Annotated in this window: 20 protein-coding genes; 9 read left to right on the top strand and 11 right to left on the bottom strand. The window is 52.6% G+C overall.

The window, feature by feature from the left end; genetic code table 11:
- The first annotated feature begins 44 nt into the window (after positions 1–44).
- The gene (locus tag OGY19_RS11925) at positions 45–500 is read left to right on the top strand and encodes an HIT family protein (protein WP_048213232.1); all 456 of its coding nucleotides are present in this window, start codon (positions 45–47) and stop codon (positions 498–500) included.
- A 94-nt stretch (positions 501–594) separates the two neighbouring features.
- On the opposite strand, the gene OGY19_RS11920 is transcribed toward OGY19_RS11925, so the two are convergent.
- From OGY19_RS11920 to OGY19_RS11900, 5 genes are all read right to left on the bottom strand, one after another.
- Positions 595–2,766 carry a YgiQ family radical SAM protein gene (locus OGY19_RS11920; protein ID WP_040233974.1) on the bottom strand — a complete coding sequence of 724 codons (2,172 nt, stop codon included), beginning with the start codon at positions 2,764–2,766 and terminating at the stop codon, positions 595–597.
- Between the two features lie 189 nt (positions 2,767–2,955).
- On the bottom strand, positions 2,956–4,368 hold the full coding sequence (gene ftsP, locus OGY19_RS11915; RefSeq protein WP_005123112.1) for a cell division protein FtsP: 1,413 nt from the start codon (positions 4,366–4,368) through the stop codon (positions 2,956–2,958).
- A 71-nt stretch (positions 4,369–4,439) separates the two neighbouring features.
- The gene (plsC, locus tag OGY19_RS11910) at positions 4,440–5,177 is read right to left on the bottom strand and encodes a 1-acylglycerol-3-phosphate O-acyltransferase (protein ID WP_040233973.1); all 738 of its coding nucleotides are present in this window, start codon (positions 5,175–5,177) and stop codon (positions 4,440–4,442) included.
- A gap of 196 nt (positions 5,178–5,373) precedes the next feature.
- Positions 5,374–7,632 (bottom strand): DNA topoisomerase IV subunit A, encoded by a 2,259-nt coding sequence (gene parC, locus OGY19_RS11905; RefSeq protein ID WP_101742476.1) that lies wholly within the window; start codon positions 7,630–7,632, stop codon positions 5,374–5,376.
- Positions 7,633–7,749: 117 nt separating this feature from the next.
- Entirely contained in the window at positions 7,750–8,145 is a 396-nt protein-coding gene (locus OGY19_RS11900) for a YgiW/YdeI family stress tolerance OB fold protein (protein WP_005123105.1), read from the bottom strand.
- Between the two features lie 152 nt (positions 8,146–8,297).
- Here OGY19_RS11900 and qseB point away from each other — a divergent pair, with 152 nt between their 5' ends.
- The 4 genes from qseB (at position 8,298) to OGY19_RS11880 (ending at position 11,339) form a co-directional block, all read left to right on the top strand.
- Positions 8,298–8,957, top strand: a complete 660-nt coding sequence (gene qseB, locus OGY19_RS11895; RefSeq protein WP_101742475.1) for a quorum sensing response regulator transcription factor QseB — start codon at positions 8,298–8,300, stop codon at positions 8,955–8,957.
- Positions 8,954–10,303 (top strand): quorum sensing histidine kinase QseC, encoded by a 1,350-nt coding sequence (gene qseC, locus OGY19_RS11890; RefSeq protein ID WP_115601459.1) that lies wholly within the window; start codon positions 8,954–8,956, stop codon positions 10,301–10,303. The genes qseB and qseC overlap by 4 nt, the downstream gene beginning before the upstream one ends.
- 109 nt (positions 10,304–10,412) lie before the next feature.
- Positions 10,413–10,994, top strand: a complete 582-nt coding sequence (locus tag OGY19_RS11885; RefSeq protein WP_048213236.1) for an NAD(P)H-dependent oxidoreductase — start codon at positions 10,413–10,415, stop codon at positions 10,992–10,994.
- A gap of 30 nt (positions 10,995–11,024) precedes the next feature.
- Complete coding sequence (locus tag OGY19_RS11880; protein WP_003024557.1) at positions 11,025–11,339, top strand: putative quinol monooxygenase; 315 nt, start codon at positions 11,025–11,027, stop codon at positions 11,337–11,339.
- Positions 11,340–11,446: 107 nt separating this feature from the next.
- Here the strand turns inward: OGY19_RS11880 and parE are convergent, their stop codons facing one another.
- The 5 genes from parE to nudF are packed head-to-tail and all read right to left on the bottom strand — an operon-like array spanning position 11,447 to position 15,852.
- Positions 11,447–13,339, bottom strand: a complete 1,893-nt coding sequence (gene parE / locus OGY19_RS11875; RefSeq protein ID WP_040233967.1) for a DNA topoisomerase IV subunit B — start codon at positions 13,337–13,339, stop codon at positions 11,447–11,449.
- A 28-nt stretch (positions 13,340–13,367) separates the two neighbouring features.
- Positions 13,368–13,949 carry an esterase YqiA gene (gene yqiA, locus OGY19_RS11870; protein ID WP_003024575.1) on the bottom strand — a complete coding sequence of 194 codons (582 nt, stop codon included), beginning with the start codon at positions 13,947–13,949 and terminating at the stop codon, positions 13,368–13,370.
- Complete coding sequence (cpdA, locus tag OGY19_RS11865; protein ID WP_048213238.1) at positions 13,949–14,776, bottom strand: 3',5'-cyclic-AMP phosphodiesterase; 828 nt, start codon at positions 14,774–14,776, stop codon at positions 13,949–13,951. Before cpdA ends, yqiA begins: the two co-directional genes overlap by 1 nt.
- Positions 14,777–14,800: 24 nt before the next feature.
- Positions 14,801–15,223 carry a DUF1249 family protein gene (locus OGY19_RS11860; RefSeq protein ID WP_005123087.1) on the bottom strand — a complete coding sequence of 141 codons (423 nt, stop codon included), beginning with the start codon at positions 15,221–15,223 and terminating at the stop codon, positions 14,801–14,803.
- A complete protein-coding gene (gene nudF / locus OGY19_RS11855; protein WP_040233966.1) occupies positions 15,220–15,852 on the bottom strand; it encodes an ADP-ribose diphosphatase in 633 nt (210 codons plus the stop codon). Before nudF ends, OGY19_RS11860 begins: the two co-directional genes overlap by 4 nt.
- A 199-nt stretch (positions 15,853–16,051) precedes the next feature.
- Between nudF and tolC the strand changes: the two genes are divergently transcribed.
- The 3 genes from tolC to OGY19_RS11840 all read left to right on the top strand — a co-directional run bounded on the left by tolC (position 16,052) and on the right by OGY19_RS11840 (position 19,534).
- Entirely contained in the window at positions 16,052–17,533 is a 1,482-nt protein-coding gene (gene tolC, locus OGY19_RS11850; protein WP_086523458.1) for an outer membrane channel protein TolC, read from the top strand.
- 157 nt (positions 17,534–17,690) lie between these two features.
- Positions 17,691–18,368 (top strand): DUF1190 family protein, encoded by a 678-nt coding sequence (locus tag OGY19_RS11845; RefSeq protein WP_003024591.1) that lies wholly within the window; start codon positions 17,691–17,693, stop codon positions 18,366–18,368.
- Between the two features lie 5 nt (positions 18,369–18,373).
- Positions 18,374–19,534, top strand: coding sequence for a glutathionylspermidine synthase family protein (locus OGY19_RS11840; protein ID WP_115601458.1), 1,161 nt, complete (start codon positions 18,374–18,376; stop codon positions 19,532–19,534).
- Between the two features lie 43 nt (positions 19,535–19,577).
- Here OGY19_RS11840 and ygiD read toward each other — a convergent pair whose 3' ends face one another.
- The gene (gene ygiD, locus OGY19_RS11835; RefSeq protein WP_105242194.1) at positions 19,578–20,366 is read right to left on the bottom strand and encodes a 4,5-DOPA-extradiol-dioxygenase; all 789 of its coding nucleotides are present in this window, start codon (positions 20,364–20,366) and stop codon (positions 19,578–19,580) included.
- Positions 20,367–20,513: 147 nt separating this feature from the next.
- On the opposite strand from ygiD, the gene zupT reads away from it, so the two are divergent.
- The gene (zupT, locus tag OGY19_RS11830; RefSeq protein ID WP_003024600.1) at positions 20,514–21,287 is read left to right on the top strand and encodes a zinc transporter ZupT; all 774 of its coding nucleotides are present in this window, start codon (positions 20,514–20,516) and stop codon (positions 21,285–21,287) included.
- The last annotated feature ends 426 nt before the right edge of the window (positions 21,288–21,713 follow it).

The raw sequence follows: 21,713 nt of genomic DNA, 5'->3' as shown, positions 1-21,713 counted from the left end.
ACTCACTGCGTCCTGACGAAACGTCTTATCTACGGAGAAAAGGAATGACCTGTATTTTCTGTCAAATTGTTGAAGGTAAAGCGCCCTGCCATAAAGTCTGGGAAGACGAGCATCACCTGGCCTTTCTGTCGATTTTCCCAAACACCGACGGTTTTACCGTGGTGATCCCGAAAAAGCACTACCCAAGCTATGCATTTGATATGCCGCCACAGGCGCTGGCAGACCTGATGCTGGCGACCCAAAAGGTGGCGAAAAAACTGGATAAGGCTTTCCCGGATGTCAGTCGTACGGGGATGTTTTTCGAAGGGTTTGGCGTGGATCATGTGCACAGTAAGCTCAGCCCTATGCATGGCACAGGTGATTTGACGCACTGGAAACCGATTGAGTCCCGGCAGACTAAATTTTTCGAGCAGTATGAAGGGTATCTGTCGTCACATGACCACGAACGGGCTGACGATGAAAAACTGGCCGCATTAGCGGCCAGAATTCGCGAAGCATAAATACTGAGCATGTCTGCCGGATGGCGGTGCGAGCACCTTATCCGGCCTACGGTCTGTCTGGCCCGGTAAGCATTTCACTACCGGGCAAGACAGATTAGCGCCCCGCGACTTTCCCGCGTTTTTTATTCGCCGCAGGTGTCTGACGCTGGTGCGCGACTGGCGTATGCTTGGTCAGTGCCGGACGTGTATGGCGGTTCTGACGACGTGCTTCACGCATCTCTTCCAGCGTCGGGGCCGGAACCAGACATTCGCGACGACCGCCAATCAGATGCTTTTTCCCCATATCTTCCAGCGCCTGACGGATTAACGGCCAGTTAGCAGGATCATGGTAACGCAGCAGTGCTTTATGCAGACGGCGCTGTTTATCACCTCTTGGCACTACCACATCTTCACTCTTATAACCAATTTTGCCCAACGGGTTTTTCCCGGTGTAATACATGGTTGTAGAGTTTGCCAGCGGTGATGGGTAGAAGTTCTGCACTTGATCCAAACGGAAACGACGCTGTTTCAACCACAGAGCCAGATTCACCATATCCTCATCACGCGTACCCGGGTGCGCAGAGATAAAATAGGGGATCAGGTACTGCTCTTTACCGGCCTGTTTAGAGTAGGTATCGAATAACTCTTTAAAGCGGTCGTAGCTGCCCATACCCGGCTTCATCATTTTCGACAATGGGCCTTCTTCTGTATGCTCCGGCGCAATCTTCAGGTAGCCACCCACATGGTGAGTTGCCAACTCTTTAATATAGCGCGGGTCCTCCACGGCGATGTCATAACGCACCCCGGATGCGATAAGGATCTTTTTAATGCCTTTCAGATCACGCGCGCGGCGGTAGAGATTAATCGTCGGTTCGTGGTTAGTATCCATATGCGGGCAGATATCCGGGTAAACGCAGGACAGACGACGACAGGTCTGTTCTGCACGCGGAGACTTACAGCGCAGCATATACATGTTTGCAGTTGGACCGCCGAGATCGGAAATCACGCCGGTAAAGCCCGGAACGGTATCGCGAATGGCTTCGATCTCATTGATGATCGAATCTTCAGAACGGCTCTGGATAATGCGCCCTTCGTGCTCGGTGATCGAACAGAACGAGCAACCACCAAAACAGCCACGCATGATATTGATCGAGAAACGGATCATCTCATAGGCGGGAATACGGCTGTTACCGTACGCCGGATGCGGTACGCGCTTGTACGGCAGTGCAAAGACGCTGTCCATTTCTTCAGTCGACAACGGGATCGCTGGCGGGTTAACCCAAATATAGCGATCGCCATGCTTTTGCATCAGCGCACGCGCGCATCCTGGGTTCGTTTCGTGATGCAGAATACGCGACGCATGGGCGTACAGAACTTTGTCGCTCTTCACTTTCTCGAAAGACGGTAACAGTACGTAGGTTTTTTCCCACGGCTTCGGACGCGGCGGCTGTACGGTTACCGCTTTCGCTTCTTGTTTTTTCGGTGCGACCGGTTTGTTATCAGCACACGGTAAGTCTTCGCCATACGGATGGGGGATGGGGTCAATTTTCCCGGGCATATCCAGACGTGTGGAATCCACTCCACTCCAGCCCGGCAGCGCTTCTTTAACCATAATCGCGGTATTACGCACGTCGCGGATCTGATCAATGGTTTCGCCCATCGCCAGACGGTGCGCGACTTCCACCAATGGACGTTCGCCGTTACCAAACATCAGCATGTCAGCTTTTGAATCCACCAGCACGGAACGGCGCACGGTATCTGACCAGTAATCGTAATGCGCAGTACGGCGCAGGCTGGCTTCAATACCGCCGAGAATAACCGGCACATCTTTCCAGGCTTCTTTACAGCGCTGGGTATAAACCAACGTCGCACGGTCCGGGCGTTTACCCGCCACGTTGTCCGGCGTATAGGCATCGTCATGGCGCAGTCGGCGATCGGCGGTATAACGGTTGATCATCGAGTCCATGTTACCGGCGGTTACGCCGAAGAACAGGTTAGGTTTGCCCAGACGCATAAAGTCATCTTTGCTGTTCCACTCCGGTTGGGCGATGATCCCCACGCGAAAGCCCTGCGCTTCCAGCATACGGCCGCAAATAGCCATGCCGAAGCTCGGGTGATCGACGTACGCATCGCCGGTAACCAGAATGATGTCGCAGCTATCCCAGCCAAGTTGATCCATTTCGTCGCGTGACATCGGCAAAAATGGTGCCGGCCCAAAGCAGGCAGCCCAGTACTGCGGCCAGGAGAAAAGGTCTCTGTCCGGTTGGATCAGGGATATTGCGCTCATAATGCTTCCAAAAAAATGGTAAAAAAATAATCAAAGGCCGGGGATTATACGCTGGATCAACAGGGGAAATGAAGGAGTATTGTAAGGATGTTAAATTTCATCTCTGCTGGTGCTACGCTGACCGTTCCTGTGCTTTCGCACGGTCCAGGCCGGGTTAGGCGAAGCCGCCACCCGGCACAGGAATATCTATTACGGTGCCGGATTCACCAGCATCTGGCCAATAGAACCACGGTCTGCCATTTCCAGCGTCTGGCTGTTGAAGTAGAACGGGAAATGCGCCCAGGAAGGCTGCCCATAATAGACCAGCAACTCCACTTGCCCATCAACCCAGACGGTATCTTTCCAGCCACGGTCTTCCGGGAACGGCATCGCGCCATTCACATTACGGATCAGGAAAGAGACGCCTTCAATATGGAACGACTGCGGCATATCTGCACGCACCGTCCAGCGCTCCCAGGATCCCTGCTGCGCCGTGATATCCATGCGATTGACATCCCACAGTTGGCCATTGATTCCGGGATCGTCATCAAGGCTAATATCACGGCTGCGAATCGGCGAGCCGCTCAAAATTTCGGTGGGTAACAGACGCATTGGCAGGCTATCCGTTACCAGCGGCAGAAGGCCGGTTGGTCGCAGAGTCAGTACCAGCGTGGAGATCAGGATACTGGAAGGTTCAAAGAAACCACGGATCCTGTCGACAATACTGGCCGCCTCGCCGCAGGTAATCGAAACTTCATCACCGTTGGTCATATCGACCAGAATCTCACGACGCTCGCCTGGCGCCAACGATAGCTGCTTCACCGAAACCGGCGCGGGTAAAAACCCCTGATCGCCTGAGATAACATGCAGCGCACGACCATCGCTCATTTTCAGCAAATAACGACGCGAATTTGAGGCATTCAGCAAACGCAAACGCACCCAGCCGCGGGACACTTCGACATACGGACTTTGCGCCCCGTTGACCAGAAGAGTATCCCCCACAAACCCCCCACTGCCCGGTTCGCTATATTCTGGCGTACCGAAGTTATCCAGACGCTTATCCTGAATAATGACTGGAAAATCATCCACGCCGTAGTGGTTAGGGATCGGCAGTGATTTACTCACTTCATCTTCAACCAGCCACATCCCGGCAAGGCCGTTATAGACCTGCTGGGCAGTGCGATTTGGCGTGTTGGCGTGATACCACAAGGTTGCAGCACTCTGGCGAATCGGCAGCACGGGCGCCCAGTCCGCATTAGGCGACATCATACGCGCCGGCCCCCCCATAAGAGGACCCGGGACCTGTAATCCGGCAACGGTCATTGAGACATTTTCTGTCAGACGGTTGCTGTAGATAAGCTTGACGTCATCACCTTTCCAGACGCGGATTGTCGGCCCCAGGTAGCGCCCGTTAACACCCCAGACGGGTGCGCGCGTGCCCGGCGTAAACGACCAGTGCGCACGTTGCAGCGTCATAAATAGCGGCTGTCCCCGACGGGACTCCAGCAGGGGGGGAACAGGTAGCGGTTGTTGCTGACCGGCAGCATTAGCCTTCAGCGGAACAGCACCTGCACACAGTGCGATCCCCGATGCCTGAATGAACTGACGCCGACTGAATGACATATAAGCTCCATGAAAAACTGGCGATTAACACGCAGGAAATCATTTCCTGTAACAAACCCGAAATGAGCGAATCAAACCTTACCGGCAGCTTCCCGCTCAGCAACTTCTTTATCGAGTTCTGCGATTTTTTGTTCCATCAGCGTGCGGCAATGCGCTGCCAGTTCACGAACCTGATCTTTACCAAAATGACTGATATCCACTGGCGGCAGCATCTCTACAATCGCCAGCCCATTATTGAGTCGGTTCAATTTGATCTTATTAGAGGTCGTTGAAACGCAAACAGGGATAACCGGGACACCCGCAGCAATTGCCGCATGGAACGCACCTGTTTTAAACGGCAGCAGACCGCGACCGCGGCTACGCGTTCCTTCAGGGAACATCCAGATAGAGATACGACGCTTTTTAAAGTGGTTCACCACCGCCGCAATGGTGCTGTGCGCTTTGGCGCGGTTATTTCTGTCGATCAACAGATTACCGGTGAGCCAGTACAGTTGTCCGAAGAAAGGGATCCACAACAGGCTTTTTTTACCTACTGTGACCGTCGGTGGCTGAACGATATTCGCTGCGGTAACCATGTCATAGTTATTCTGGTGGTTACAAATATAGATAGCATTACCATAGTTCTTCGCGTCAGGCGGCATGCGACACTCGACCTTCAGGCCATACAGGGGAGCCAGGCGACCAAACATATGGCCGAACGTCGCAACGTGTTTTGGATTTCTTGGGCTGAACAGACAGTATATGCAACCGAAAATACAGACCAAAATGCAGTAAATAACAGTAATAATTAAACGAAAAATATATAGCATAACAACCTCTAAAGGCCTAAGAGCCTGGCATTCTACGTCACCTGATTCCGAACACTGCATCAGGTTAGGGCATTGTTAAGAGTGGCTCTCTGGAAAAGCGTATTGTTAATCGCAACGCACGAATAAACAACGGTTTCACGGGAATTTTTAAAACAAGCTCTCCCTGTGCGAAAACAGGGAGAGCCAGACGCTGGCGTTATTCTTCACTGTCGCCGTGACTGGCGCGTCGAGGCGAGTCAATCTCAACACGATCGATGCGTTGCAGACCGCGCATGAGCGTACCGCGACGACCACGCTCGCCGGTTACCTTCTGTAGCTCTTCAGGGCGCAGTTTAATTTTGCGTTTCCCGACGTGGATAGTCAGCGTGCTTTGCGGCGGTAGCACGTAGAGTTGTGCCAGACCATCTTCGCCTTTCGCAGCTTCCGCAGAAGGAATATTGATTATCTTGTTCCCTTTGCCTTTCGACAACTGCGGCAAATCGCTCACCGGGAACATCAACATGCGGCCCGCATGGGTAATCGCCAGCAGCATATCGGTTTCATCTTCAATCACCACCGGCGGCATAACATGCGCGTTTTCCGGTAGCGTAATCAATGCCTTGCCCGCACGGTTACGCGCGACCAGGTCATTGAAGGTGCAGACAAAACCGTAACCGGCATCAGATGCCATCAGCAGCTTCTGATCGTCGCCTTCCATCAGCATATGCTCAACCGTCGCACCCGGTGGCAGCGTGAGCTTCCCGGTCAACGGCTCACCCTGACCACGCGCCGACGGCAGCGTAATCGGGTCGATAGCATAACTACGCCCGGTTGAGTCAACGAACACCACCGGTTGGTTGCTCTTACCCTTCACAGCCGACTTAAAGCTGTCGCCCGCTTTGTAGCTTAAACCTGGCGCATCGATGTCGTGGCCTTTCGCGCTACGCACCCAGCCACTCTGGGACAGCACAATGGTCACCGGCTCAGACGGCAGCATGTCATGCTCGCTCATCGCCTTCGCTTCTTCACGCTCCCGCAGTGGAGAACGGCGATCGTCACCATAGGCATCCGCATCAGCCTGCAGTTCTTTCTTCAGCAGGTTACTCATTTTGCGTTCAGAGGCCAGAATGCCCTGCAGTTGATCGCGCTCTTTCGCCAGTTCGTCCTGCTCACCGCGGATTTTCATCTCTTCCAGTTTGGCAAGGTGGCGTAATTTCAGCTCAAGAATGGCCTCCGCCTGAGTTTCTGAAATACCAAACCGCGACATCAGCTCGGGTTTAGGTTCATCTTCATGACGAATAATTTCGATTACTTCGTCAATATTGAGGAACGCTATCAGCAAACCTTCAAGAATGTGCAGGCGTTTGAGTACTTTCTCCAGGCGATAGTTCAGGCGACGGCGCACGGTATCGCGGCGGAACGTCAGCCACTCGGTGAGGATCTCCAGCAGGTTTTTCACCGCCGGACGACCGTCGAGGCCAATCATGTTCAGGTTAATGCGATAGCTTTTTTCCAGATCGGTAGTAGCAAACAGATGGTTCATCACCTGTTCCATATCTACGCGATTCGACCGCGGGACAATCACCAGACGAGTCGGGTTTTCGTGATCCGATTCGTCGCGCAGGTCATCGACCATCGGCAGCTTTTTATTGCGCATCTGAGCGGCGATCTGCTCCAGCACTTTAGCCCCGGAAACCTGATGCGGCAGCGCGGAAATCACCACCGCGCCGTCTTCTTTCGTCCATACCGCACGCATACGTACGGAACCGCGTCCGTTTTCGTAAATCTTACGAATCTCCGCACGCGAGGTAATGATTTCTGCTTCGGTCGGATAATCCGGCCCCTGTACGATATCCAGCAGTTGATCCAGCGTCGTTTTCGGCTGCTCAATCAGCGTAATTGCCGCTTTGGCCACTTCACGCAAGTTATGCGGTGGAATATCCGTCGCCATACCCACGGCAATTCCGGTCGTGCCGTTTAGCAGGATATTCGGCAGACGCGCAGGCAGCATTTTCGGCTCCTGCATGGTACCGTCGAAGTTTGGCACCCAGTCTGACGTGCCCTGACCGAGTTCACCCAGCAGGACTTCCGCATATTTAGACAGGCGGGATTCCGTGTAACGCATCGCGGCGAAGGATTTCGGATCGTCTGGTGCCCCCCAGTTCCCCTGCCCGTCAACCAGCGGATAACGGTAAGAGAAGGGCTGGGCCATCAGCACCATCGCTTCATAGCAGGCGCTGTCGCCGTGCGGATGGTATTTACCCAATACGTCACCGACGGTACGGGCGGATTTTTTAAATTTGGCGCTGGCATTCAGCCCCAGTTCGGACATCGCGTAAACGATGCGACGCTGAACAGGTTTCAGACCATCACCAATAAACGGTAACGCCCTGTCCATGATGACGTACATGGAGTAGTTCAGATAGGCGTTTTCCGTGAATTCATGCAGCGCAAGGCGCTCTGCCATATCGCTCATTAATCGTGGTTCCTCAACTTATACCCGTCTATTGAAGGGCAATATTGCCGCAGATACTACCCTATCTGGCGTGTTGAGTCACAAAGAAAAGGGCCGCGACTGCGGCCCTGATGGGGATTATTTGGCAACTTTGGTAATCTGTTTCACGTCGATTTCAACGGAGTTCCAGTCTTTATCCACTTCACCCTGGATTTCAACCACATCCTGCGGCGTGACGGTCACGCCGTTCCAGCGTTTGTGGTCGATATCTACGTTCACTGTGCCGGTTGCATCTTTAAACACATACAGGTCGTCGGAAATACGCTCAACGATGTTCCCGCGCAGGGTAACCCAGGTGTCATCACGCAGCGATTTGGCGCTTTCTACCGTCGTGCTGCTACCGTTTGGGCCAACAAAGCCGCCATTTTGGCTTTGCGTTGTCGTCGTCGGTCCAGAGAAGCCGCCCTGCTGCGCTGCCAGAACAGGTGCGGAACACAGTGCCATTACGGCAACCATTGCAGCTAATTTTTTCATCGTCATGTCTCCCTTTCATGTTGGTTTACGACTATTAAATAAGTTAATCCTTAACAAGTTCTTAAGGCAAAAAAAGATACTTTTTTTACTGTACAGAGGCTGTAGCCACAGGTTTACTTGACGGTAATGAGAGCGACCGCAGGGAAGAACATATGCGTATTTTACTGGTAGAAGATGACACGCTGATTGGCGACGGCCTGAAAACAGGTCTGAGTAAAATGGGTTTCAGCATCGACTGGTTTACCGAGGGTCGCCAGGGGAAAGAAGCACTGTACAGCGCCCCTTATGATGCGGTGATCCTCGACCTGACGCTGCCAGGCATAGACGGGCGCGATATCCTGCGCGAATGGCGAGCCAACGGGAAGCAGGAGCCGGTGCTGATTCTTACCGCTCGTGACGCGCTGACAGAACGCGTGGAAGGTCTGCGCCTGGGCGCGGATGACTATCTGTGTAAACCCTTTGCGCTGATCGAAGTTGCCGCCCGACTGGAAGCATTGGTACGCCGCGCCAGCGGCCAGGCCACCAGCGAACTGCGCCATGGTCAGGTAACGCTTAATCCCGGCGCGCTGGTCGCCACGTTCGCAGGTGAGCCGTTATCGCTTAAGCCAAAAGAGTTCGCGCTGCTGGAACTGCTGATGCGTAACAAAGGGCGCGTCCTGCCCCGCAAGCTGATTGAAGAAAAACTGTATAACTGGGATGAAAACGTCTCCAGTAATGCGGTGGAGGTCCACGTCCATCACTTGCGCCGTAAGCTCGGCAGCGACTTTATCCGCACGGTACATGGCATTGGCTACACCCTGGGTGACGCATGAAACTCACACAACGCCTGAGTCTACGCATCAGACTTACGCTTATATTTATCATTTTGGTTTTGGTAACCTGGTTGATTTCCAGTTTTGTCGCCTGGAAACAAACCACCGATAACGTTGACGAGATGTTTGACACGCAACTGATGCTGTTTGCCAAACGGCTGGTCACACTGGATCTTGATGAACTAAAAGCTTCTGAGCGCATCGCGCAGACACCGAAAAAGTTCAAACATGGCCATATTGACGACGATGTACTGACCTTTGCGGTCTACACGCCGGATGGGAAAATGGTTCTTCATGATGGTGACAATGGTCAGTACATTCCCTATAGCTATCGTCGGGAAGGGTTTGACGATGGTTATCTGAACGGTGATAACGATAAATGGCGCTTTATCTGGCTAACTTCAGCGGATAAAAAGTACCGGATCGTGGTCGGTCAGGAGTGGGAATATCGCGAAGATATGGCCCTGGCGATCGTGACGGCCCAATTGGTGCCGTGGCTGGTCGCCCTGCCGCTGATGCTGCTGATCCTGATTGTCCTGTTAAGCCTTGAACTTAAGCCGCTAAAAAAGCTGGCGCAGGCTTTACGTGTGCGGGATCCGGAATCTGAAGAACCACTGAGCCTGAAAGGTATTCCTGGCGAGGTTCGCCCACTGGTTGATTCGCTCAATCAACTGTTTATCCGCACACACTCGATGATGGTTCGCGAACGGCGCTTTACCTCTGATGCCGCCCACGAACTGCGCAGTCCGTTGACGGCACTGAAGGTACAGACCGAAGTCGCGCAGTTGTCCGACGATGATCCGCAGGCACGACAAAAAGCGTTAATGCAGATGCAGACGGGAATTGACCGCGCTACCCGACTGGTTGATCAGCTCCTGACGCTTTCGCGCCTCGACTCCCTCGACAATCTTCAGGATGTGGCGGAAATCTCGCTGGAGGAGCTTCTGCAATCCGCGGTGATGGATATCTACCATCCGGCACAGCAGGCGCACATCGATGTGCGGTTGCAGATTAACGCGCACCACATCACGCACACGGGACAACCGCTGTTACTCAGCCTGATGGTCCGAAATCTGCTGGATAATGCGATTCGCTACAGCCCGCGGGGGAGCATTGTGGAAGTGACGCTCAATACCCGCAATTTCAGCGTCAAAGATAACGGGCCTGGCGTTGCGCCGGAAATCCTGACGCACATCGGTGAACGCTTTTATCGTCCGCCGGGACAAAGTGTTACCGGTAGTGGTCTGGGCCTGTCGATCGTTCGTCGTATAGCGACTTTACACGGGATGTCTGCCTCGTTTGGTAATGCTCCGCAAGGCGGGTTTGAGGTCAAAATCAGCTGGTAAAGACCGCATTATTGCTAGTAATGCAAAAGACTTTGCACATTTTGCTAATTTCACCGCACCACCCGTGGGGGTAAAATCGTCCTCAAACGTATTTCCTTGAGGACACAAAATGAGCAACATTCTGATTATCAATGGTGCGAAAAAATTCGGCCACTCTAACGGTCAGTTAAACGACACCCTGACCGAGGTCGCGGACGGTATCCTGCGCGACCTCGGGCATGATGTTAAAGTCGTACGCGCGGACAGCGATTATGACGTAAAAACAGAAGTGCAGAATTTTGTCTGGGCCGATGTGGTTATCTGGCAAATGCCTGGCTGGTGGATGGGCGCACCGTGGACCGTGAAAAAATACATCGATGATGTGTTTACCGAAGGTCACGGTACGCTGTATGCCAGCGATGGTCGTACACGTTCAGATGCCTCTAAAAAATACGGCTCAGGCGGGCTGATTCAGGGCAAAAAATACATGCTGTCCCTGACCTGGAACGCGCCAATGGAAGCCTTCACTGAAAAAGACCAATTCTTCCATGGTGTTGGCGTTGATGGTGTGTATCTGCCGTTCCATAAAGCAAATCAGTTCCTGGGAATGGAAGCGCTGCCGACCTTTATCACCAATGACGTGATTAAAATGCCAGATGTTCCACGTTATATCGCAGAATATCGCGAGCATCTGACCGAAATTTTTGGTTAACTGGTAACCTGGAATTAGAAGGAGTTAACCATGCTTACCGTTATTGCAGAAATCCGTACACGTCCAGGTCAACACCACCGCCAGGCGGTACTGGATCAGTTTGCTAAAATCGTTCCGACTGTACTGAAAGAAGAAGGCTGCCACGGCTATGCGCCAATGGTCGATCATGCAGCAGGTGTGAGTTTTCAGACCACAGCACCAGACTCAATCGTGATGGTTGAACAGTGGGAAAGTATTGCGCACCTTGAAGCGCATTTGCAGACCCCGCATATGAAAGCCTACAGCGAAGCCGTGAAAGGCGACGTGCTGGACATGAATATCCGTATTCTGGAGTCGGGTATTTAAGGTTGTCGATTTGCCGGATGAGGCTTTGCTATCCGGCATATAATCGCTTCGTCAGATGAGAGCCGGATAAGGCATTTTACGCCCCTCTCCGGCTTTTCTACATGCAATTAGCCTTCGAGATCCGCCAGGTCACCTTTCTCTTGCAACCAGTTACGACGATCCTCTGAACGTTTCTTGGCCAGCAGCATATCCATCACCGCATTCGTACGCTGATCGTCCTCATCATCAATGATGAGCTGCACCAGGCGACGCGTATTGGGGTCCAGCGTCGTTTCACGTAACTGCATCGGGTTCATTTCACCCAGACCTTTAAAGCGCTGGACGTTCGGCTTGCCTTTCTTGCGCTTTAACTGCTCCAGCACGCCCGCTTTTTCTTCTTCTGTTAGTGCGTAATACACCTCTTTGCCGAGATCGATACGATACAACGGCGGCAGCGCCACATAGACGTGACCGTGTTTCACCAGCGTACGGAAGTGTTTCACAAACAGCGCGCACAGCAGCGTAGCGATGTGCAGACCATCGGAGTCCGCATCCGCCAGAATACAGATCTTGCCATAGCGCAGTTGGCTCAGATCATCACTGTCCGGATCGATGCCGATCGCTACCGAAATATCATGCACTTCCTGCGAGGCCAGCACTTCATCAGAAGAAACCTCCCAGGTATTGAGGATCTTACCTTTGAGCGGCATGATCGCCTGGAATTCACGATCGCGCGCCTGCTTGGCCGATCCGCCCGCCGAGTCACCTTCGACGAGGAACAGTTCGGTGCGATTGAGATCCTGTGCGGTACAGTCCGCCAGTTTCCCCGGTAGCGCCGGACCGCTGGTCAGCTTTTTGCGTACCACTTTTTTCGCCGCACGCAAACGACGCTGTGCGCTGGAAATCGCCATTTCCGCCAGCAGCTCGGCTGACTGCACGTTCTGGTTCAGCCACAGGCTAAAGGCATCTTTCACTACGCCAGAAACGAATGCCGCACACTGACGTGAAGAAAGACGCTCTTTGGTCTGTCCGGCAAACTGTGGATCCTGCATTTTTACCGACAGCACATAGGCGCAACGATCCCAGATATCTTCTGCTGACAGCTTCACGCCGCGCGGCAGAATATTACGGTACTCGCAGAATTCACGCATCGCGTCCAGCAGTCCCTGACGCAGGCCGTTAACATGCGTACCACCCTGCATGGTTGGGATCAGGTTGACATAACTTTCAGTCAGTAATTCACCGCCTTCCGGCAGCCAGAGCAGCGCCCAGTCTACGGTTTCTGTTTCACCGCTGAAATTACCGATAAACGGTTTTTCCGGCAGCGTTGGCAGACCGTTTACGGCTTCGCTCAGGTAGTCATTCAGACCGTCCTGGTAGCACCAGCGCTGCTCGCTGTTGTTAACTTCATCTTTAAAGGTGATCTCTACGCCCGGACACAGCACCGCTTTGGCTTTCAGTACGTGCGTTAAGCGAGAAACAGAGAAACGCGGGCTGTCAAAGAAGGTTTCATCCGGCCAGAAGTGTACGCTGGTACCGGTATTGCGTTTACCACAAGTACCGACCACCTGCAGATCCTGCACTTTGTCACCGTTTTCAAACGCGATGTTGTATACCTGCCCGTCGCGGCGTACGTTCACTTCCACACGTTTGGACAGGGCGTTAACAACGGAGATACCGACACCGTGCAGACCACCGGAGAACTGGTAGTTCTTGTTGGAGAACTTGCCGCCCGCGTGCAGACGACAGAGGATCAGCTCAACCGCCGGAACGCCCTCTTCAGGGTGAATGTCTACTGGCATGCCGCGTCCGTCATCAATGACTTCCAGAGACTGGTCGGCATGTAAGATCACGTCCACGCGTTTCGCGTGGCCCGCCAGTGCTTCATCCACACTGTTATCAATCACTTCCTGTCCAAGATGGTTCGGACGGGTCGTATCGGTGTACATCCCAGGGCGACGGCGTACCGGCTCAAGCCCAGTGAGTACCTCAATGGCATCAGCGTTATAAGTTTGCGTCATGGTTTAAATAAGCAATTCGAATTGATCGTCAGAAACTGTGCAGTCCAAGGAAATCGACAATCGGGTTGAAATAATCTTCGAAGCCCGTGAATGCGTGGTTTCCGCCCTCAATAACTGTCTGACGGCAGGAGGCGTAATACGCCACCGCCTGGCGGTAGTCCAACACTTCATCGCCCGTTTGTTGAAGCAGCCAAATCAAATCCGGCGCTTCCAGCGGGTCAATCTGCATGACTTTAAGATCGTAAATATGGCGTGACTCTAGCACATATTGCTGCCCCGTGTAGGGGTTCTCGTTTTGACCGAGATAGTCGACCAGCAGTTCATAAGGCCGTACAGCAGGGTTCACCACCACTGCCGGCAGCATAAAACATTGCGACAGCCAGGTGGCGTAATAGCCTCCTAATGACGAGCCGACAATCCCCAGCGACTCGCCGCCATGCTCAAGGATAATTGACTCCAGCATCTCTGCGGCCTGGGCCGGATACGGAGGTAACTGCGGTACAATCATCTCAACGTGCGGATGGTGCTCCGCCAGCCAGTTTTTTAGCAGACATGCCTTCGCCGAGCGAGGAGAACTGTTAAATCCATGAAGATAGAGAAGCGTAGACATCAGTAGCCTTCTGAAGCGGTATCAGGGTGGAACCGATTACCCTGTAGACGACACACCTGGGTCTGTAACGTACCGTCGGCAAAGAGTTCCAGCGTCCGCCAGCCGGGGCTGATGGTATCTAACGTGAAGTTGGAACAATGCGGCTTAAACTGCACGCAGGTCGATGGCGTCGCCAGCAGGCGGCGGCCGTTCCAGTCGAGATCCAGCTCCTGATGAATATGCCCGCACAGCAGATACTTTACGCGCGGATAGTTCACCAGCACGTTGTCGAGCTCCGCCGCATTGCGCAGACTGTGTTGATCGAGCCAACTGCAGCCCGCAGGCAAAGGATGATGATGCAGAAGCAGCAAGGTATTGCGCTCAGGCGCATCGGCAAGTTTACGCTCCAGCCATTCAAGCTGAAATTCGCTTAACTCACCGTGAGGGACGCCGAACACCTGGCTGTCGAGCAACAATATTTGCCACTGTTCACCGATGAAGATGCGTTTGGCGGGGGAAATACCCGCATCCTGAAGCGCGCTGTACATCGCTGGCTGAAAGTCGTGATTACCTGGTAACCAAACGCAGGGCGCACGAAAACTTGCGATGCCCTCAGCAAAATGCTGATAGGCCGCAGCGGATTGATCCTGCGCCAAATCCCCAGTCGCAACGATCAGATCGTACTCTGGCGACTCTGCATGTATGGCATCCAGTACGCACTGGTAGCTATCCCAGGTGTTCACACCCAGTAAGGTTTCATGCTTTTCGGCAAACAGGTGAGTGTCTGTAATTTGTAAGATCCTGACTCTGGCCTCACCAGCCAGAGGAAGGGTTAACAGGCTTTCCAAATGGTGTCCTTAGGTTTCACGACGCTAATAAACCGGAATCGCCATCGCTCCATGTGCTAAACAGTACCGTAACCAGTCGGCCAAAAACTGATTAATTTGATGCTTTTCGTCGCGTTGATGCAACTTTTTATTTGGATAATCATACCGCGCTTTGAAGCGAAAGATCTGCTGACTTGAACACACTTCAGCCACCCTCGCATCATGATACAGGCGCACGGTCAGCGACGGCAGGCTCCAGTAGGTAACCGCTGGTGCCGTCTGTTCGATCGCGACAAGCGTAGTGTATCGGGTCGATTCCACAATCGTTAATCGATATTGTGCGTTTGCAACCTGATAGCTCACTGTTTCACCGGCTGCATCATTGCGTGGCAACAGGCGGCGCAACTGCGAAAAATTGGTTTCGCACAGGCGCATCATTTCAGGGAAGTCAGGTGTGTAACGCTTCATTTTTTCCACTCAGTTTTTAACTCTTGATAGTGCAGCTGTAACCATTGCAAGGCGATGACAGAAGCCGCGTTGTCGATTATCCCCTCTTCTACCCATTGATAAGCCTGTTCCCGACTCACCACATGAACACGAATATCTTCGTTTTCATCCGCCAGACCGTGGATACCATTTGCGGTCGAAGCGTCCACTTCACCTACCAAAATAGACAGGCGCTCACTGGTGCCGCCAGGGCTTGCCAGATAACTCAGCACGGGTTTCGTACGTTTAACGTCCAGTCCGGCTTCTTCCATTGCTTCACGGCGAGCCACATCTTCAACGGTTTCGCCTTCCTCAATCATTCCGGCTACCATTTCCAGTAGATACGGCGTTTCGCTGGTGTCATAGGCCGCGATGCGGATTTGTTCGACCAACACAACTTCATCCCGCTCAGGGTCAAAGGGTAGCAAGACTGCCGCGTGTCCGCGCTCAAAAATTTCACGCTTCACTTCACCGCTCATACCACCGTTAAACAGGCGATGACGGAAGCGATAAAGATCCAGTGAAAAAAAACCGCGGTATAGTGTTTCTCGTGCAATAATTTCTACATCATTTTTAGTGAATGTCATTGGCAAGTTGTCTGGTTTACGCATTGTGCTGTCCTGGTACCAATAGTGATTAAAATGTGAATTTCAAGGTCGTTTGACTGCTGTTTGAGCGCCCTTGTGTTAAATTGATGCAAATTAACGCCGTATGGCACGTAACGCCAACTTTTTGAAGTGGCGGATTCTGCTAGAATCAGCAATTATTTTTACAATTTGATCAGCGCTAAATACTGCTTCACAACAAGGAATGCAAATGAAGAAATTGCTCCCCATCCTTATCGGCCTGAGCCTGTCGGGGTTCAGTACTCTGAGCCAGGCAGAAAACCTGATGCAGGTTTATCAGCAAGCACGCCTGAGCAACCCGGAATTGCGTAAATCCGCCGCCGATCGCGATGCTGCATTCGAAAAAATTAACGAAGCGCGTAGTCCTTTACTGCCGCAACTGGGCTTAGGTGCCGATTACACCTACAGCAATGGCTTTCGTGATGCCAATGGCGTCAACTCCAACGCGACCAGTGCTTCGTTAAGCCTGACTCAGACTCTGTTCGATATGTCAAAATGGCGTGCCCTGACGCTGCAAGAAAAATCAGCGGGCATCCAGGACGTGACCTATCAGACCGATCAGCAAACGCTGATCCTGAATACTGCCACGGCTTATTTTAACGTATTGAACGCGATTGACGTGCTGTCTTACACCCAGGCACAAAAAGACGCCGTTTATCGTCAGTTGGATCAGACGACCCAGCGTTTTAACGTTGGCCTGGTCGCCATCACTGACGTACAGAACGCCCGTTCACAGTACGATACCGTGTTGGCAAATGAAGTTACCGCGCGTAACAACCTGGACAACGCCGTTGAACAGCTGCGTCAGGTCACCGGCAATTACTACCCGGAACTGGCTTCGCTGAATGTTGATGGCTTTAAAACCAACAAACCGCAGGCGGTAAATTCGCTGCTGAAAGAAGCAGAAAACCGCAATCTGACGTTATTGCAGGCACGTTTAAGCCAGGATCTGGCGCGTGAGCAAATTCGTCTGGCACAGGACGGTCATCTGCCGACGCTGGGTTTAACCGCCTCTACTGGTGTTTCTGATACCTCTTACAGTGGTTCTAAAACTAATACCTCTCAGTATGACGACAGCAACCAGGGCCAGAATAAAATTGGTCTGAACTTCTCGCTGCCGCTGTACCAGGGCGGGATGGTTAACTCGCAGGTGAAACAAGCGCAGTACAACTTTGTTGGCGCCAGTGAGCAACTGGAAAGCGCGCACCGCAGCGTAGTACAGACCGTTCGTTCATCATTCAACAACATTAATGCGTCTATCAGTAGCATTAATGCGTACAAACAAGCGGTTGTCTCTGCCCAAAGCTCCCTGGATGCGATGGAAGCCGGCTATTCTGTAGGTACACGTACCATTGTGGACGTGTTGGATGCTACTACCACGCTGTACAACGCTAAGCAGCAGTTGGCAAATGCGCGTTATACCTATCTGATCAACCAGTTAAACATCAAGTCTGCGCTCGGTACGCTTAACGAGCAGGATCTGGTGGCGTTGAACAATACGCTGGGTAAACCTATTTCCACCGCGCCTGACGCCGTTGCGCCGGAAAACACCCAGCAAGACGCCGCAGCAGATGGTTATACTGCCAACAGTGCGGCACCAGCGGTCAAACCGGCAACAGCACGTACAACCAGCAGCAGTAACGGCAACAACCCGTTCCGTAATTGATGCTGTAGACGGGGCCTCGGCCCCGTCTGAACGTAAGGCAACGTAAAGATCTGCCCCTTCCTGCGCATTCTCGCCTCTTCCCGCTTCAATTTCGACCAGTCATCCTCTATCCTGAGCATTATTTACTGTGTTTACCACTGGGTCCTGGAAGACAAAAATGAAACGGACAAAATCGATACATCATGCCTCGTTCCGCAAAAGCTGGAGCGCGCGCCACCTGACTCCTGTCGCCCTGGCAGTTACCGCAGTGTTTATGCTCGCGGGCTGTGAAAAGAGTGACGAAACGGTTTCGCTTTATCAGAACGCGGACGACTGCTCTGCGGCGAATCCGGGTAAAAGCGCCGAATGCACCACCGCGTTTAACAATGCGCTGAAAGAAGCTGAACGTACCGCGCCAAAATACGCCACTCGTGAAGACTGTATCGCTGAATTCGGCGAAGGCCAGTGCCAGCAGGCTCCTGCGCAAGCAGGTATGGCGCCGACCGGTGAAGGTCAGGCTCAGGCGCAGAATCAAAGCAGCGGCAGCTTCTGGATGCCACTGATGGCAGGCTACATGATGGGCCGACTGATGGGTGGCGGAATGGGCGCTCAGCAACCGCTGTTTAGCTCGAAAAACCCAGCCAGCCCGGCTTACGGCAAATACACAGATGCCAGCGGCAAAAACTACGGCGCAGCAACGCCGGGCCGCACCATGACCGTACCAAAAACCGCCATGGCGCCGAAACCTGCCACCACCTCTACCGTAACCCGCGGCGGATTTGGTGAGTCAGTCGCCAAACAGAGCACCATGCAGCGTAGCGCAAGCGGCACCACCACACGTTCAATGGGTGGCTGATCGTCATGGAAAGAGTCAGTATTGTTGAGCGCCCGGACTGGCGCGATAAGGCCACCGAATACGGTTTCAACTTTCACACCATGTACGGCGAGCCGTACTGGTGTGAAGACGCGTACTATAAGCTGACGCTTGCTCAGGTCGAAAAGCTGGAAGAGGTCACCGCAGAGCTGCATCAGATGTGCCTCAAAGTGGTGGAAAAGGTCATTAACAGCGATGAGCTGATGACCAAGTTTCGTATTCCGAAGCATACCTGGGGCTTTGTCCGCCAGTCCTGGCTGACACAGCAACCGTCGCTCTATTCCCGCCTCGATCTGGCGTGGGACGGTAGCGGTGAACCTAAGCTTTTAGAAAACAACGCCGATACGCCAACCTCATTGTACGAAGCCGCCTTTTTCCAGTGGATCTGGCTGGAAGATCAGCTTAATGCGGGCAACCTGCCGGAAGGCAGCGATCAGTTCAACAGCCTGCAGGAAAAACTGATCGAACGTTTCACTGCGCTGCGCGAGCAGTACGGTTTTCAGTTGCTGCACCTGACCTGCTGTCGCGATACGGTCGAAGATCGTGGAACGATCCAGTATTTGCAGGATTGCGCGGCTGAGGCTGAAATTGCCACTGAATTTCTCTATGTCGAGGATATCGGGCTCGGTGAAAAAGGTCAGTTCACGGACATGCAGGACCAGGTGATCGCCAATCTGTTCAAGCTCTATCCGTGGGAGTTTATGCTGCGTGAAATGTTCTCCACCAAGCTGGAAGACGCTGGCGTCCGCTGGCTGGAACCGGCCTGGAAAAGCATTATCTCCAACAAAGCGTTGTTACCGCTGCTGTGGGAAATGTTCCCGAACCATCCGAATCTTCTGCCGGCGTACTTCGCCGAAGACGACTATCCGCAGATGGATAAGTTCGTCGTGAAACCGATCTTCTCGCGTGAAGGCGCTAACGTTTCCATCATTGAGAACGGTAAAACGATCGAAGCCGTGGAAGGGCCATACGGTGAAGAAGGCATGATCGTGCAGCAGTTCCATCAGCTACCGAAGTTTGGCGACAGCTATATGCTGATCGGCAGCTGGCTGATTAACGATCAACCTGCCGGGATCGGCATTCGCGAAGACAGAGCGTTGATCACCCAGGATCTCTCGCGCTTCTATCCGCATATTTTTGTCGAGTAATTCGTTGTGCCCGGTATCGCTAATGCTTACCGGGCCTACGTTTTTATCCCACCTGTACTGACAACATACTCAGGCTACCCATCTCAATCCCATCAACAGGAATCGTCACCGGCTCTTTGCCATCCCACGCGCCGAGGACATACAGCAGCGGCAGATAGTGATCCGCCGTTGGGTTCGACAGCGATCCGCCTTCATGATCCATATAGTTAACCAGCGGGTGCTGTTCAACCGGTCCCTGCCATGTCAGGTTGGCTTTAACATAATCGTTAAATGAGGTCGCCCACGGGTATGGTGTATTCTCACCATGCCAGCGTGCTGTACGCAGGTTATGCACTACGTTGCCACTGGCCACCAGCATAATGCCTTCATCGCGCAACGCTGCCAGCTTACGGCCCATTTCAAAATGCCACGCCGCAGGTTTGGTGCTATCGACACTCAACTGCACCATCGGGATATCTGCGTTCGGGTACATCTTGATTAGCACACCCCATGAACCGTGGTCAAAACCCCACGCTTCTTTGTCTAAGGCGACGGGCACAGGAGCAAGCAAGTCAACCAGATGCTGTGCCAGTTCTGGCGAGCCCGGGGCCGGATAATGCGTGTCATACAGTGCCTGCGGGAAACCACCAAAATCGTGGATAGTTTTAGGTGCTTCCATCGCGGTTACGCCAGTACCGCGTGTAAACCAGTGTGCCGATACCACAACAATCGCTTTCGGGCGCGGCAACGTTTCCCCCAGTTGCTGCCAGGCACGGGTATAAACGTTATCTTCCAGAACATTCATTGGGCTGCCGTGTCCCAAAAACAATGCTGGCATACGAGTTGAAGACATGATGATATCCTTACTGAGGGAGTCATTTTGATATCACCACAATACGCTTTTTCGGTTGATGAAGAACTCAGATAACCATGATGAAGATCATCAGTTATTTTGACGATCCGCCCCGAACAGCAGATTGATAAGGAGTTTTATTTGTCGATGTCAGTACCTTTACTTCTGACCTTACTGGCAGGCGCCGCCACATTTATCGGTGCATTTCTCGGCGTGCTGGGACAAAAACCCTCTAACCGCGTTCTCGCGTTTTCTCTGGGTTTTGCCGCAGGTATCATGTTGCTGATCTCCCTGATGGAAATGTTGCCAGCCGCACTGGCAGCAGAGGGAATGTCGCCGGTGCTGGGTTACGGGATGTTTATCGTTGGTTTGCTGGGCTACTTTGGCCTGGATCGTTTGCTGCCGCACGCTCACCCTCAGGATTTAGTCCAAAAAACCACACAACCATTACCCGGTTCCATTAAGCGTACTGCGATTTTATTAACTCTGGGTATCAGCCTGCACAACTTCCCGGAAGGGATTGCAACTTTTGTTACCGCCAGCAGCAACCTCGAACTGGGCTTTGGTATCGCGCTTGCCGTCGCATTACACAATATTCCTGAAGGATTAGCCGTTGCAGGTCCGGTCTATGCAGCCACGGGCTCCAAACGTACCGCTATATTCTGGGCCGGGATCTCGGGAATGGCGGAAATATTAGGTGGGGTACTGGCATGGTTAATTCTGGGCAGTTTGATTTCGCCCGTGGTGATGGCGGCAATTATGGCCGCGGTCGCCGGAATTATGGTGGCGCTGTCAGTCGATGAATTGATGCCACTGGCAAAAGAGATCGACCCAAATAATAATCCCAGCTATGGGGTCCTGTGCGGAATGTCGGTGATGGGGTTAAGCCTCGTCATCCTCCAGTCCATGGGAATCGGATAATCCAGAGGGCGGATGCCACCCTGCTCATTTACAGCATCCGCTCATCCATAGCAGAACGTGAAGGACTATTCCTGTTCCTTAATCACGCTGTTATCTTCACCAGAGCGACGAAAGAGTTTGTTTCGCGCCTCGAGCAATGCGTCTCTGTCTTGCCGGAATGCCCGACAATAACGCTTCATATGGCAATAATAACCCAATGCAACGAATGCAATTAATACGATCCAATACCAGGCAATAAACATTCTTTTACCCTTAACATTTAACATCATTAAACATTTAACGTTAAAATTTTACACAAGCTTATTCTGACATACTCCTATAGTGGCATATTCCAGAAACAAATATATGATTTCGATCATATAAACCAGCGGCTAAGCCAATAGTCAAACTCGCTATAGAAAATAAAACAATGTCGACAAGATCACA

It is taken from the genome of Citrobacter sp. Cy070 (assembly GCF_030332245.1).
Lineage (GTDB): Bacteria > Pseudomonadota > Gammaproteobacteria > Enterobacterales > Enterobacteriaceae > Citrobacter > Citrobacter youngae.
This window is presented reverse-complemented; position numbering and strand designations above follow the sequence as displayed.